13 protein-coding genes and 1 pseudogene are annotated in these 13,204 nt (G+C 60.4%); 8 read left to right on the forward strand and 6 right to left on the reverse strand.

Annotated elements, in window-relative coordinates; genetic code table 11:
- Positions 1-15: 15 nt before the first annotated feature.
- On the reverse strand, positions 16-405 hold the full coding sequence (locus tag EO99_RS27785; RefSeq protein WP_156035012.1) for a hypothetical protein: 390 nt from the start codon (positions 403-405) through the stop codon (positions 16-18).
- 632 nt (positions 406-1,037) lie between these two features.
- Complete coding sequence (locus tag EO99_RS0124910) at positions 1,038-2,270, reverse strand: cytochrome P450 (protein WP_029621254.1); 1,233 nt, start codon at positions 2,268-2,270, stop codon at positions 1,038-1,040.
- Between the two features lie 248 nt (positions 2,271-2,518).
- Here EO99_RS0124910 and EO99_RS0124915 point away from each other — a divergent pair, with 248 nt between their 5' ends.
- The 3 genes from EO99_RS0124915 (at position 2,519) to EO99_RS0124925 (ending at position 6,018) form a co-directional block, all read left to right on the forward strand.
- A complete protein-coding gene (locus EO99_RS0124915; RefSeq protein WP_051680083.1) occupies positions 2,519-4,138 on the forward strand; it encodes a GMC family oxidoreductase in 1,620 nt (539 codons plus the stop codon).
- A complete protein-coding gene (locus EO99_RS0124920) occupies positions 4,138-4,899 on the forward strand; it encodes a CDP-diacylglycerol diphosphatase (protein ID WP_029621256.1) in 762 nt (253 codons plus the stop codon). Before EO99_RS0124915 ends, EO99_RS0124920 begins: the two co-directional genes overlap by 1 nt.
- 390 nt (positions 4,900-5,289) lie before the next feature.
- The gene (locus EO99_RS0124925; protein WP_051680085.1) at positions 5,290-6,018 is read left to right on the forward strand and encodes a winged helix-turn-helix domain-containing protein; all 729 of its coding nucleotides are present in this window, start codon (positions 5,290-5,292) and stop codon (positions 6,016-6,018) included.
- Between the two features lie 158 nt (positions 6,019-6,176).
- On the opposite strand, the gene EO99_RS0124930 is transcribed toward EO99_RS0124925, so the two are convergent.
- Positions 6,177-7,118: a LysR family transcriptional regulator gene (locus EO99_RS0124930; RefSeq protein WP_051680086.1), complete on the reverse strand. Its 942-nt coding sequence runs from the start codon at positions 7,116-7,118 to the stop codon at positions 6,177-6,179.
- Positions 7,119-7,217: 99 nt separating this feature from the next.
- Here EO99_RS0124930 and EO99_RS0124935 point away from each other — a divergent pair, with 99 nt between their 5' ends.
- On the forward strand, positions 7,218-7,541 hold the full coding sequence (locus EO99_RS0124935; protein ID WP_029621259.1) for a nuclear transport factor 2 family protein: 324 nt from the start codon (positions 7,218-7,220) through the stop codon (positions 7,539-7,541).
- The gene (locus tag EO99_RS0124940; RefSeq protein ID WP_029621260.1) at positions 7,538-8,317 is read left to right on the forward strand and encodes an SDR family oxidoreductase; all 780 of its coding nucleotides are present in this window, start codon (positions 7,538-7,540) and stop codon (positions 8,315-8,317) included. The genes EO99_RS0124935 and EO99_RS0124940 overlap by 4 nt, the downstream gene beginning before the upstream one ends.
- A gap of 181 nt (positions 8,318-8,498) precedes the next feature.
- Here EO99_RS0124940 and EO99_RS0124945 read toward each other — a convergent pair whose 3' ends face one another.
- On the reverse strand, positions 8,499-8,927 hold the full coding sequence (locus tag EO99_RS0124945; protein ID WP_051680087.1) for a response regulator transcription factor: 429 nt from the start codon (positions 8,925-8,927) through the stop codon (positions 8,499-8,501).
- Between the two features lie 298 nt (positions 8,928-9,225).
- Here EO99_RS0124945 and EO99_RS28555 point away from each other — a divergent pair, with 298 nt between their 5' ends.
- The 3 genes from EO99_RS28555 (at position 9,226) to EO99_RS26500 (ending at position 11,932) form a co-directional block, all read left to right on the forward strand.
- Complete coding sequence (locus EO99_RS28555; protein ID WP_077067175.1) at positions 9,226-9,456, forward strand: DUF1127 domain-containing protein; 231 nt, start codon at positions 9,226-9,228, stop codon at positions 9,454-9,456.
- A gap of 386 nt (positions 9,457-9,842) precedes the next feature.
- Positions 9,843-10,616, forward strand: coding sequence for an alpha/beta fold hydrolase (locus EO99_RS0124955; RefSeq protein WP_029621262.1), 774 nt, complete (start codon positions 9,843-9,845; stop codon positions 10,614-10,616).
- Between the two features lie 209 nt (positions 10,617-10,825).
- Positions 10,826-11,932 (forward strand): helix-turn-helix domain-containing protein, encoded by a 1,107-nt coding sequence (locus EO99_RS26500; RefSeq protein ID WP_162179343.1) that lies wholly within the window; start codon positions 10,826-10,828, stop codon positions 11,930-11,932.
- Between the two features lie 160 nt (positions 11,933-12,092).
- On the opposite strand, the gene EO99_RS0124975 is transcribed toward EO99_RS26500, so the two are convergent.
- On the reverse strand, positions 12,093-12,593 hold the full coding sequence (locus EO99_RS0124975; protein ID WP_051680089.1) for a cupin domain-containing protein: 501 nt from the start codon (positions 12,591-12,593) through the stop codon (positions 12,093-12,095).
- A gap of 336 nt (positions 12,594-12,929) precedes the next feature.
- Positions 12,930-13,204: pseudogene (locus EO99_RS0124980) on the reverse strand (glutamine synthetase); the annotation flags it as partial.

The raw sequence follows: 13,204 nt of genomic DNA on the forward strand, positions 1-13,204 counted from the left end.
TTGAATGAACAGCGATCAGTTCGGGCGTACGGCACCCTCGAAATAGTCGCCGCTGTTGATCGTCGGCATTTCCTGGCGACCGACCTTTGCAGAGGCGCCCGAGATCGAGCCGGTATAGCCGAAGCTGCGGTCGACGGTGGACGGTGCAAGCTGCTGCCGGGCGACACCTTCGTAGTAGTCACCTTCGCTGGCCAGAGCCGGTACGGATGCCAAAGCGGCGAAAACGATGGCGGTCATGGTGGTCATCGACTTCATGGTTTCAATCCTTGTCTGATGCGCGTCTTGCGCGGGTTTGGGGTTTGGCATCCATGCTTCCGCTGGAATCATGTCGCCGTTAAAATTATCACGATAAGGAAGATGGTCGTTCTGCATTGCCTGTGAACCTGCTTCGTTTTTCGTGATCATGCTGATCCGACGATGCGATGGGAAAGGCGCTCTTCGTCAGATCGACCAGTTGACGCGCTGCTATCCAAGCGGCTTGCCCGCTCTGGAAGCAGCTGCTCCCTGCCATCCCCGGTGTTTGTCTCACCGTTGATGGATGTAATTTACCATTTCCCTCTCCCGATCATACTGAACGAGCGGACGGGTAGATGATATCTATGGGCTACGGGCGGTATACGATCGTATAGAGGAATACGCATTCCGACCTGTTCATCTGGGCCATCGCCCTTGGAGTCCTGTTCTGGGATCACCTCCTGACATTCTACCAGCGAGCATCTTTGTCTCGACCCTATCGAGGGAGCCGCAAGGCGCGGTCGCACCGCGCCAACCCGCCAGAAGATCGAAGGCCTCCAGGCCTGCGTCATCCTCTATCGGCAGCTTTCGCCTACGCAGGGCAACCATTGCCCCGATCCCAAGAAAGATCCTGATGCTCATGCTGCTAAATCGCCCGGCAATGTTTGCCTGGCGTTACAGAAGAGCGGCTTCTCCTTTGATCTGTAAGACAGGCTCAAGAACCGATGCGCCAGGCAGGCAGATCCGCCGTCACCATCACCGATGAGCGGCGGTCGAAGCCTGTCCAGACCGGGCAACAGATGTCAGGTCGGCCAGGAGACACACATGGACGTGGGGTCGCGGGTGAACATATATCCCTTCAGGACCGGTATCTCTTCCAGCCGCAGTTGCGGAAGTCGCCGCGTCAGCACCTGCAGGCATTCCTCCAGCTCGGCCCGGGCCAATGCATCTGCGACACACCGATGGGCTCCTACGCCAAAGACGGAGTGCAGGCCTGATGCCTGTTCCCGATGGATGTCGAACACGTCGGGCTGCGCATAAACATGTTCATCCCGCATGGCCGACATCGTCGAGAGCACGACCAGCGAAGCGGCAGGGATCGTGACCTCATCGAGATCGATGGCCTCCACGGCAACTCTGACCACACCTGCGATACCGGGTTCGAAACGCATGGCTTCGGTGACGGCAGCCGGCACCAGTTCGGGGAAATCACATACCGCCTTCCATTGATTGCGGTTCAGAAGAAGAAGATAGGTCTGGACGACAATTGCAGCGCGGACCGACTCGGTTCCGCCGACGATGAGCTGGACCACCTGCGCCACGACCTCGCGTTCGGACAGCACGCCCTCGTCCGCCGCCGCTGTCAGGAGATCGGAGAGAAGGTCGTCCCGTGGTCTTTGCCGCCGCTCATGCAGCATTTCCTCCAGGTAGGCGTACAGGCTTTCAGCCGCTGCCGTGCACGCCTGCAGATCGCCATCCGTAAAGCTCGGACTGAAGAACCTGCTCATCTGAAGAACATGCCGTGCGAACGAGGGATGGTCCTTCTCGGGCACCGCGAGCATCCGTGCCAGGGTGTAGACAGGCAGCCGAGCGGCGAACTGATCCACGAATTCAGCCTGCCCGGCTCGTTGAAAGCCCGCAATGAGGGCCTCGGAAGCGTCCCTGGCATGTATCCTCACGCGCTCAATCAAGCGCCCCGCAAGGGCACGAGACATGGGCGCGCGGCGGCTTCCGTGCACGGCGCCGTTGCTCATCAACATGCCGTCCTGGAAGATATCGAAAAGCGGTCCTTCGGTCAGGCCGCGTTGCCGGGGAATGGCTGTCTCGGTTGCTTGCAGGCGGCGATCCTGGCCGAGCCGCATGACGTCCGCGTGGCGAAGAACAAAATATCCCCCGGCCTCGTGTTCCGCCAGGGAATGGGCTGTCCGCAAGCGCCGGAACGCCTTGTGCGGGTCTGCCTCCAACTCCGCAGTGGTCAATACAGGAATGTCTCGGGCAGGGGATGGGGCCTGTTCGAAGGAAAGCTCGGTATTCATCTGATCCTCACACGTTGGGTGAGAACAGCAATAACGTGGATTTCAAATTTATCAAATAAATCATTTTTGATAAATATGAGACAGAAGGTCTGGTGCTTGAAACGCTGATGCGCTGGAGCAGTCCCCGCGCTGCAAATGAAATCCAAACACCCTCATTCGACATCGGCGGGAAACACATCCTCAGGAGATGTAACCGCCAGCTCGCCTTCGAAACGGAGGCGTCCACATCGCAATGAGGTCGCGTACCAATGCCCCATATCGAAGAATCGAATTTCGCCCGTGAAGTTCAGGAGAACCAGGCGCGGTTGCGCGCCGAACTGCGGACGTCGTTCGACGTCATCGTCTGCGGATCGGGCTCCAGCGGCTCGGTCGTGGCGGGCCGTCTTGCAGAAGATCCGGATGTCAATGTGTTGCTCCTCGAGGCGGGCGGCGACGACGCATCCCCAACCATCGTCGAGCCCGGCCAATGGCCGCTCAACCTCGGATCCTGCCGCGACTGGGCGTTCGAGGGGCAACCCTCGGGCCATTTGAACGGGCGCCGGCTGCCGCTCAACATGGGCAGGGTGCTGGGTGGTGGGTCGAGCATCAATGTGATGGTCTGGGCTCGGGGCCACAAGGCGGACTGGGATTGCTTTGCCGAGGAGTCTAGCGATCCGGCATGGGGATACGACTCGGTCCTGAACTACTATCGCCGGATCGAGGACTGGCAGGGCGGCGCCGATCCGCTGCGCCGTGGTGCCGGCGGGCCGGTTCACATCGCTCAGCCATCCTCACCAAAGCCGCTGGCAGAGGCGACCGTCGAAGCCGCCCGTCTGATGGGGATTCCCAGATTCGGCAGTGCAAACGGGGAAATGATGGAAGGTCCAGGCGGGGCGGCCATTGCCGAATTGCTCATTCGCGGCGGCAAGCGGCAATCTGTTTTCAGGTCCTACACCTACCCGCAGATGCACAAGCCGAACCTGACGGTTCTGACCGGGGCGCTCGTCACCCGCCTGATCATTGAAGGCAAGACGGCGGTCGGCGTCGAGGCGGTCGTGGACGGGCAGGTCTTGCGGTTCGACGCCGCTCTTGATGTCATCTTGTCGCTGGGCGCCGTGCACACTCCGAAAGTCCTGATGCAATCCGGCATCGGACCAGAGACTGAACTGCACCGACATGGCATTCCGATCGTGCAGAACCTGCCGGGTGTGGGGCAGAACCACCAGGACCATATCGCATTCGGCTGCACCTGGGAGTATCTCCAGCCACAGGAGGTCGGGGGTGGCGGTTGCGAGGCAGTCCTCTACTGGAAGAGCGATTCCCGTCTGTCCGTGCCCGACATCCTGCAATGCCAACTGGAATTCGCGGTGCCTTCACCGCCGGAAGTCGGGATAGCGGCACCGGACCATGGATGGTCCATGTTTGCGGGCCTGGCGCAGCCGAAAAGCCGGGGCCAGCTGAGGTTGACGGGGGCCGGTCCGACTGACCCGATCCTGATCGAGCCAAACTCCCTCTCCGAGCCCGAAGACATGGCCGCCGCCTTCCGGACGGTGGAGCTTTGCCGCGAGCTCGGCAACAGCCATCTGTTTACGCCGCTCGTGAAGCGCGAGGCGGTCCCGCTCCAGCGCGACCGCGCCGGAATGGAGCGCTTCATTCGCAATTCGGCGGTCACCTTCTGGCACCAGTCCTGCACCGCGAAAATGGGGCGGGATGCCATGTCGGTCGTCGATGCCCAACTGCGTGTCTATGGTATCGACAACCTGCGCATCGCCGACGCATCCATCATGCCCAAAATTCCGGTCGGCAACACCATGGCACCCTGCGTCGTCATCGGGGAGCGGGCGGCGGACCTTGTGAAGGCTTCATACGCAGGTCGGGGGTCGCGATGATGGCGGCCCGGACCGCGTTTTTCGCAGCGGCCGCATCCATAGCGGTGTTCGGCGCGCTATTTCTCACACTTCGGCCCGATGCCGATGCGCTGGCACGGATCCTGGTTGACCAGTGCGGGATCCGATCGGCTCGCGGTGCCGTCAGCGAGCCGTGCCTCAAGGTCGATCAGGATCAGGGCTATGCGGTCCTGAGGGACAGGAAAGGCTCCCATCACTACCTTCTTCTGCCAACCCTATCGATCTCCGGGGTGGAAGACGCCAGCCTGCTCGAGCCCACCACGCCGAACTATTTCTGGTGGGCCTGGCAGAACCGCCATCATGTTTCCGCCCAGGAGCCCAATCTTTCCGATGCCGACATCTCGCTGGCCGTGAACTCGCGCTACGGCCGCTCCCAGAACCATCTCCATATCCACATTGCCTGTATTTCTCCCGACGTGCGCGCCACACTCGACCGGCTGGAGTTCAACAGCCACCGCTGGCAACGGATCAGCGACGGGTTGCTGCCTCACGACTACTGGATCTGGAAGACGGATCCGCGGGAGTTCCGGGAGAAAGGACCTTTTCAAATCCTGGCCGACGAGTTCCCTGTCGATGCCGAGGCGATGGGCCGATTTGGAATCGCGGTGGCCAAGGCCAGAGACGGTGACTTCCTGCTGCTGGCAACCCGGGTGTCCCTTATCGACCTGAACCTCGCTTCCGCCGGCGAGCTCCAGGACCAGGACTGCCGCTCAGGACAGTCTGAGGCGGGGTCTCCCGGTTGAGTTCCCGGCGGCCGCCAATGAACGCGTGAGAACATCAGTCTCACAGAGAGTTGACCATTCGCCCGTGGAGGTCGTGGGCTTGCGCGGCCGTGACCCGTCCGACGGCCTGTTTGTCGCTTGCTGAGAAAGCCTTGGCACATGACCGATCATGCAGGTCGGAGCTCGCATAACCGCTCATTACGAACGGGAGTCTCTCTCCATATACTACGCGCGACCATGAAATGCTAAATATGATAATTGTGATAATTTAGAAACTGATATAAACGCGGGTTTGAACGAGCAAGGACCCGCCACGAACATAGTCGCAGATGATGTGGGGCATCTCGCGGCCACTGTCCGTCACCGAGTGCATTGGCGCGTTCAGACTTCTGGATGACCTGGAGAAGAGCGATGAAGCATGTACTCGTAATTGACGACGATGCCGGGATCAGAAGCCTGCTGGTCGACTATCTCACGCAACACGCCTTCAGGGTCACGGGAATCAGCGGGAGCCAGCAACTGGCTCCCATCCTCGCATCGGACACTGTCGATGCGATGATCGTCGACCTCAATCTTGGCCACGAAGACGGTCTGGATATCGTGAGAAAGCTCTCAAGCACCTCCAGTTCCCCCATCATCATCATCAGCGGCGATCGTCTGGAGGAGGCAGACAAGGTGATCGGTCTGGAGCTCGGGGCCGTCGATTATATCACCAAGCCATTCGGCACCAGGGAGCTTCTCGCCCGCGTCCGCTGCGCCGTCAGGGAACGGCCGGGCCCTGACGTCAAGAAGGACCGCAGGATCTATTCTTTCGGGCAGTGGATGCTGAATGTGAGCCTGAGGAAGCTTGTCTTCGCAGAAAGTCGGGAGGTCAAGCTGACGGCGGGCGAGTTCAATCTGCTCGTCGCCTTCCTGCAATCTCCGAAGCGCGTGCTCTCGCGCGAGCAATTGTTGTCGGCAAGTCGGGTTCATAATGAGGAGATCTTTGACCGCAGCATCGATGTCTTGATCCTGAGGCTTCGTCGCAAGCTGGAAGCCAATCCTTCGAAACCAGATTTGATCAAAACCGAAAGGAGCGTGGGGTACTATTTCGACGCCGACGTAACCACGACCGGTCGGTGGGAAAGCAGACTTCGATAGGTGCAGATGTTCTGACGAGAACATGACGGAAGGAACTTCCGGATACGGAGCGAAGCCAAGCTGCGGCGTACGCCAACCCTCCTCCGCTGCATCCTGCATGAACTCGTTCTTCAATTGCCGACACCGCGAAACACGACAGGTGCTGCAATTCGTCGCCGTCAGCCAGATGGTCCCTTTGCCTCGATGGTCGATCCGGTCCGGGACGCTTCCGCCGCATGGCGGCGTGCCAATGCAAGGAATTCCTTCATGCCGACCGTGAGGTTCCGGCGGTTGGGATAGTACAAGCAAATGCCCGGGAAGGCCGGTGTCCAGTCATCGAGGATGCGGATGAGGCGGCCGGCCGCGACATCTTCGATGACGGTCTGCTCCATGAAATAACCGATGCCCATGTTTTCCATCACGGCTGCCCGTGCAAGATGTGCCTCGTCCAGAATGATAGGCCCCTCAACGTCGAGCTGAACCGTCTCACCGTCCTTCTCGAAACGCCATCTGAACAGGGCGCCCCCCGGAAGGCGCACCCGGATACAATCGTGCTTGAGGAGGTCGGGAGGCACCAAGGGCTTCGGATGACGGGCGAAGTGGTCGGGAGAGCCGACGACGGCATAACGTTGCGGTCGACCAAGCGATACCGAAATCATGTCGCTCGGAACCAGTCCGGCGACGCGCACACCCAGATCGAAACCGTCGGCCACGATATCCACCAGCCGCCCTTCGGTGACCAGGTCCACGGACATGTCCGGGTAGCGACGAAGAAACTCGACCACGAGAGGAGAAAGGATCTCCTGCGCGGCGAAAGGTGCCGCATTGATGCGCAAAGTCCCGGAGGGGGTGTCACGCTCGGAGCGAACCGCATCCAAGGCGCCGCGGACGTCCTGAAGCGCTGGCCCCACCTGCTCGACAAAGATCCTTCCGGCACCTGTCAGCGAGAGGCTGCGGGTCGTCCGGTTGAACAGTCGCACCCCCAGGTTTGCTTCCAACCGCGCGATCGCGTGACTGAGGGCCGTCGTCGACATGTCCAGCTCGACCGCCGCCGCTCGAAAGGTACCTTTCCGTGCGATGGTTATGACGGCGGTGAGATCATCCAGAGAAGCGCGTTCCATTGTCCCGGTATTCGCAATACGTCATGCAGCTTTGTCCCGGTTATAATAATAATGGTCAAGTGCTAATTTCACTGCGGGATCTAAATAAGGATGACGCCGATGAACCTGCCAGACTCCGTTAAAACCTATTTCGATGCCGACCAGTCCAGCGATGCTGAGGCCCTGGTCGGCGCATTTTCCGAAACCGCGGTGGTGCACGACGAAGGTGCCACGTATCAGGGTCTCGAGCCCATCCGCCGTTGGTGGCTCGAGGCGAAGCAAAAGTACAGTCACACGGCACAGCCGATCAGTGCTGCCAACGACGGGGAGGGGATCTCCGTCCTCGCGACCGTCAGCGGGAACTTCCCCAACAGCCCCGCGAAGCTTCGTTTCCGCTTCATTGTGGAACAGGGCAAGATTGCACAGCTGGAGATTGGCGCATGACCGGGTTCCTGAACTTGGAAGGGAAGCGCGCGCTGATCACCGGCGGCACCAAGGGCACCGGTGGGGCGACAGCGGATCTCTTCCGCAGCCTCGGGGCACGTGTGCTCGTGACGGCCAGGTCTCGTCCGGAGTCCTTGCCGGAAGACCTTTTCGTCGCCGCTGACCTGAAAACGGCGGAGGGCGCCATTGCGGTGTCGGATGCCGTGAACGATCGCCTCGGAGGCGCCGACATCATTGTCCACATGCTGGGCGGCTCCTCTGCTCCAGGCGGTGGTTTTGCTGCCCTTGATGACGCAGAATGGGAAAATGAACTCAACACCAACCTGTTTCCTGCCGTCCGGCTTGACAGATTGCTGGTGCCTCAGATGGTGGCGCAGGGCCATGGTGTCGTTATTCATGTGACGTCCATCCAGAGCATCCTCCCTCTGCCGGAGTCGACCACTGCCTATGCCGCCGCAAAAGCGGCCCTTTCCACCTACAGCAAGGCGCTTTCGAAGGAAGTGGCTCCGAGCGGCGTTCGCGTGATGCGCGTCTCTCCAGGCTGGATCGAGACCGAAGGATCGGTGCACCTGGCCGAGCGGCTGGCGGCTCAGGCCAACACCGACTACGAAGGCGGCAAGAAGATTATCATGGACAGTCTCGGAGGAATACCGCTTGGACGGCCCGCCAAGCCGGGAGAGGTTGCCAATCTGATCGCCTTTCTTGCCTCGGATCGGGCAGCATCCATCACCGGTGCAGAATATGTCATCGATGGCGGCACCGTTCCGACCGTGTAAGCAATCGGCCCCGGTTCGGCCGGCCCTTGCTCCGGTCGAGACCTCGCTCGAACCGTCTTCGAAACTGGCAGCCTGGCGACGCAGTCGCCGGGCTATGGCCGACCTTTGAATCCAGGCGGCGCAAGCTCGCGTCCGTCAATCTTCCTCCAGACTGGTTCGAAAGGTCGGCTTGGCACCTGCATCAACCTGGTGACGGATCCCCGATCGCGCGATGTATGGCGTCGATCAAAATCTGTCCGTGAAATGGCTTCTGCAGAAGTGCCAGGCCACCACACTCGCTCACACGACGAAGCAGGGCTGGATCGGCTTGCGCCGATACAAAGATGACGGCAACTTCGTGTCCCTCCTCATTCAGCTTTTGCTTCATCTCGATGCCCGTCATTCCTGGCATCTGGATGTCTGAGATTATGACGTCGGCGGCCCGTGGGGCAGGCACGCCCAGAAACGCCTCTGCGGACTCATAACCGGCCACATGGTATCCGAGCGATTTGATCAGCCATTCTGCCGCAAGGCGGAAGGAGTCGTCGTCATCGATGACTGCGATATGCACATTCCGTGACGCCGGCATCTGACTGGCCTTTTCGGCATTGAGAGCAATTGGCTCATCCATCGCATGCTTCGGCCATCACGGAAATTATACGGTGGTGTTACCGACAATCGGATCCAGCTCCAGCAGGTCAGCAAGAATCTGCTGGTCAACGCCGTTTCCCTGCCTGGGTCGATCGAGCCGGGTCAAAGCACGATCCGGTCTTCGGCGGCCAGGCCGTGCCGCCGGACTTCGTTCCATTCGTAAGCAGTTTTCCCTGTCCTGAAACACTCTTGCGCCACCCGCAATGCATCGTCGCGTCCAGTTCAAAGGCACAGGCCAAGCCAATGGCCCCAAGTGCATATCAACACGTGGGACACAGATGACCAAAGGTCTGCAACAATTGCTGAAACGGCCAGCACATGGGCCGAGTGACAAAAAGCGCAACGGAGGTCTCCTCAGCTGGTTTCACTGCTGGCGGAGGAGACGGAAGGCTGTGGAGACGATGCGGAACATGCCGGACTACCTGCTGAAAGACATCGGCATTTCGAGATGTCAGATCGACAAAGCGTCGAGAGGCGGACATCGGGAAGATCTTACGTTCAACGGCTAAAGCCATTCATCCTGGCCGCCATATCGAAATCGTGACGCTCTCCTGGGGGGCTGGCTAGACCTGTCCTGTCGACGAAATCCCCAATCGACCGTCGCCTCCGCACCGCCGCAGCCCCGCTTGTCGAAAGGCTGCTGAACCCGCGCCGTCGCCGAGACTACCGAGATGGACTAGCGCGCTAATACCATTGGATAGCCGGGCGAGACGGAAGGACGATATGCGTCGCCCGGACGACCTGCAATTCTACAGAGGCTGACTGACGGCCTCATGTCCCCTCCCACACAGGCTCCTTCAGCGACCTCCAGCCGGGCAACGATCCCCCCGCCCGTTGCCCGGCAAGGAGGACATTTTCAACCGGCCATGTACAACTCTGAACAAGGAAAACGACAATGGAACTGACCCAACTCGCCCTCACCCTGGCCAGCGCGACCACCCTGGCGCTTGCGATGGTTGCGCCGACAATTGCCGTCGCCGCTCCCGTGAAAAACGTCGTTCTCGTGCACGGTGCTTTCGCGGACGGAGCCGGATGGCGCGGCGTCTACGATGAATTGACGAAACGTGGCTATCACGTGCAGATCGTGCAGAACCCCCTCACGTCGCTCGAAGACGACGTCAATGCCACCAACCGCGTGCTCGACCTCCAGAGCGGTCCGACGATCCTTGTCGGGCACTCCTGGGGCGGTACCGTGATCACGGAAGCGGGTGTGCATCCGAAGGTCTCGGGTCTGGTCTATGTGTCGGCGCTGGCGCCGGACGCTGGTGAAACGACCGCTCAACAGTACGAAGGTTTTGCCCCGACGCCAGAATTCGTGCTCGAGATCGGGGAAGACGGCTTCGGTTTCGTCAAGCCGGACATGTTCAAGCAGGGCTTCGCCCATGACGTGAGCGATGAGCAGGCCGCCTTCCTGCGCGACTCCCAGGTGCCGATCAACATGTCCGTCTTCAGCACGAAGCTGAAGAACGCCGCATGGCGCAGCAAGCCGAGCTGGGCTGTGATCGCGACGGAAGACAAGGCGTTCGATCAGGCGATGCTGGTGCATATGGCCGAACGAATTGGCGCCAAGATCACCAAGGTTTCCGGCAGTCATGCCCTCTTCATCACCCGCGCCCAGGAAATTGCAGACACGATCGACGACGCTGCGAAGACCCTGGCGGCCATGTGATATGAAATGAAAGGCGGGAGGCCATCGAGCCCTTCCGCCTTTCACCGCTGTGATGAGTTGCATCTCATCTTCAAGTCGATGGACGCTCGGCTCCTGCGCCATGTGCAGGCCGGGCACAATCGCGCGCTTGCGAAACCTCCGACCAGGTTCCGCTTCTTGCAGATTTTCTGATTTTTCCTATATTTGTGCCCACTGCATTGGGGCACATGATGAAAGATATCCTGACGACGGCGGATGCCGCAGAGTTGCTTGGCGTTTCCGTTCGCACGGCACAGCTATGGGTGGAGAGCGGTCAATTGCCATCCTGGAAGACACCTGGAGGACATCGACGGATTCCGCGCCAGGCTGTTCTCGACCTCATCGAAGAACCGGCGCGGGTGCCATTGGATCTGGGCGCTAACGCGGTCGTCCTTGCCGGCCAGGGCCGAGGGGCGGAGTGGGGCAAGGTCGGGCTTCCCGGCTCCGGCCTGCTCATCGATGTTACGGAAGACGCAGACGCATTGAGAACATTGCTCGAACCCGCGCCACCCACGTTGCTGATCGTGGAGAATGCCGAGGATGGAGAGCGCAAAGCCCTTGTTGCCGCGATCAGCGGCGATCCGCGCTACAGACAAACTCTCATTCTTGCGATGATCGGCAAGGGCGTCGGCTCGATGGCCGGGCAGGGAGAGAACCGTGTCAAAATGCAGATGCTGTCCGACGTTTCGGCCATGAGTACCGCAGTCGTCGATCTTCTGAAGGCAAGACTGCGCGACACGGATGATGGTTCATCATTCGGCCTGCCATGGAACGAAGATGCCCGTCTGGAGGCCGTCAGGCGATCTGCCCTTGTCGGGTCCAGCGCAGACAGCCGCTTCGACCGTCTCGTGCGTCTTGCTGCCTATGTCACGCGTGCGCCCATCGCGATGTTCACCCTCATTACGAAGGATCAGCAGTGGTTCAAATCCCGAGTGGGTTTCGACGGCGAAAGCACGTCGCGGGACTGGGCCTTCTGCAACGAGACGCTCGTTGCCAATGAGCTCACCGTGATCGAGGATCTGAGCCGGGACGAGACATACAAAAGCAATCCGACCCTTGATGAACCTTACGGCTTCCGGTTTTACGCCGGGGCGCCGGTTCGGGATCCGCTGGGGTTTGCTCTGGGATCGATCTGTATCATAGATGTCGTGCCGCGCTCGTTGAAGCACGAGGAGCGCGATGCACTGATCACGATCGCAGAAGCCATCTCCAATTTGCTCCGTCTGACGCTGCTGGAGGGCAAGCAGGACAAGGCCAAGTCGCCGCCCGGCGTGATGCTGGCCAGGCAGGGGGGCTGAGCCTCCCGCCGCGCCTGACCAGGCGCTGCCATCCACTTGCGGCCGAGTTCGCCCGACAGACACGGCTGATGCCGCAGCCTCAGGGTGCGAACTCGGCCGACAGATCGAGAATGTCCAGTGAGCGGGAAATGCTCTCACTGTCTTCGCAAGCTGTGCAGGATCAAGGCCTTGGCCGAGGTGACAGGACGGAGTAGATGTTCCCGTAGGGCGGAGGTCCGACAATGGTGGAGCCATCGCTTTCGGCCGACTCTGAGATCGCCGAGAAATCGGCGGCCTTCATCGAACCGATACGCCTGAATGTCTTCTCCATGGCTCCAGGCGAGAAGATAACCAAGAACCGCGCAGGTCGATCAGACAGATTGCACCATGCATGCGGAGTGCCCCTCCTGACTGTCGCCACATCACCGGCCAACAGGTTCAGCCTGTCTTCGCCCTGGGTGAGATGAAGGCTGCCCTCAAGAACGACGAAGCATTCCTCTTCGTTCGCATGCACATGCATCGGCACGCCGTTACGAGGTTCGGCGATGATCTCCAGTATCGTGTAGATCCCATCTGTCTCGGTGGCAGATGTGCGAATCTTGAAAACCTCGCCGGGGGTGACTTCCATCCAGTCACCGCCGGAGCCATGAACGGCAGCAATTTCATTTGCAGAAGTATCCATTCGAACGTTCCTCTTTATCGCCGGACACTGCGTCAGGCGCGATCCGTCTTGGAGCGTTCGTGATGTCCTACTGTTTCTGAAACGGGACATACTGTTACAATCGTATCCCGCCTGCTGTGGGCGGAAGACGGGATGCGATCGCAACGGTTGCGGTTGAGCAGATCTACTTGGGCAGGAGCCTGGCTATAGCTGGCCGTCCCGCCGTTGCTCGCGTGGTTGGTCTTGCGTGGCGTGAGGGATAGGCCCCCGACAGGCCAGGATCAATACGGCGCGCGTGTGCGTGGGGCGAAGCCGGTGGCGTGGCCCGGAAGCCGACGACGGCCTCGCCCCGGGCAATCAGGCAGCGCTCTTGGCGTAGTCGGCCGTCGGCACTTCGGCGATCGTCTTCAGGACGACGGACGCGATCTGGTAGGGGCAGCCCTGGGAGTTGGGGCGGCGATCCTCGAGATAGCCCTTGTAGCCGTTGTTGACGAAGGAGTGCGGAACGCGGATCGACGCACCGCGGTCGGCAATGCCGTAGGAGAACTTGTTCCACGGCGCGGTCTCGTGCTTGCCGGTCAGGCGCAGGTGGTTGTCGGGACCGTAGACGTTGATGTGATCCTGCCAGTTCC

Origin of the sequence: Pseudorhizobium marinum, assembly GCF_000705355.1 — a bacterium.
In the GTDB taxonomy this organism is placed as follows: domain Bacteria; phylum Pseudomonadota; class Alphaproteobacteria; order Rhizobiales; family Rhizobiaceae; genus Neorhizobium; species Neorhizobium pelagicum.

Excerpts from the sequence above, each read along its gene's own strand:
- EO99_RS0124920 (WP_029621256.1), top strand. The coding sequence starts at position 4,138 with ATGGCGGCCCGGACCGCGTTTTTCGCAGCGGCCGCATCCATAGCGGTG.
- EO99_RS0124910 (WP_029621254.1), bottom strand. The coding sequence starts at position 2,270 with ATGAATACCGAGCTTTCCTTCGAACAGGCCCCATCCCCTGCCCGAGAC.
- EO99_RS0124930 (WP_051680086.1), bottom strand. The coding sequence starts at position 7,118 with ATGGAACGCGCTTCTCTGGATGATCTCACCGCCGTCATAACCATCGCA.
- EO99_RS0124940 (WP_029621260.1), top strand. The coding sequence starts at position 7,538 with ATGACCGGGTTCCTGAACTTGGAAGGGAAGCGCGCGCTGATCACCGGC.
- EO99_RS28555 (WP_077067175.1), top strand. The coding sequence starts at position 9,226 with ATGACCAAAGGTCTGCAACAATTGCTGAAACGGCCAGCACATGGGCCG.
- EO99_RS0124935 (WP_029621259.1), top strand. The coding sequence starts at position 7,218 with ATGAACCTGCCAGACTCCGTTAAAACCTATTTCGATGCCGACCAGTCC.
- EO99_RS0124915 (WP_051680083.1), top strand. The coding sequence starts at position 2,519 with ATGCCCCATATCGAAGAATCGAATTTCGCCCGTGAAGTTCAGGAGAAC.
- EO99_RS27785 (WP_156035012.1), bottom strand. The coding sequence starts at position 405 with ATGATCACGAAAAACGAAGCAGGTTCACAGGCAATGCAGAACGACCAT.
- EO99_RS0124925 (WP_051680085.1), top strand. The coding sequence starts at position 5,290 with ATGAAGCATGTACTCGTAATTGACGACGATGCCGGGATCAGAAGCCTG.
- EO99_RS0124955 (WP_029621262.1), top strand. The coding sequence starts at position 9,843 with ATGGAACTGACCCAACTCGCCCTCACCCTGGCCAGCGCGACCACCCTG.
- EO99_RS26500 (WP_162179343.1), top strand. The coding sequence starts at position 10,826 with ATGAAAGATATCCTGACGACGGCGGATGCCGCAGAGTTGCTTGGCGTT.
- EO99_RS0124945 (WP_051680087.1), bottom strand. The coding sequence starts at position 8,927 with ATGGATGAGCCAATTGCTCTCAATGCCGAAAAGGCCAGTCAGATGCCG.
- EO99_RS0124975 (WP_051680089.1), bottom strand. The coding sequence starts at position 12,593 with ATGGATACTTCTGCAAATGAAATTGCTGCCGTTCATGGCTCCGGCGGT.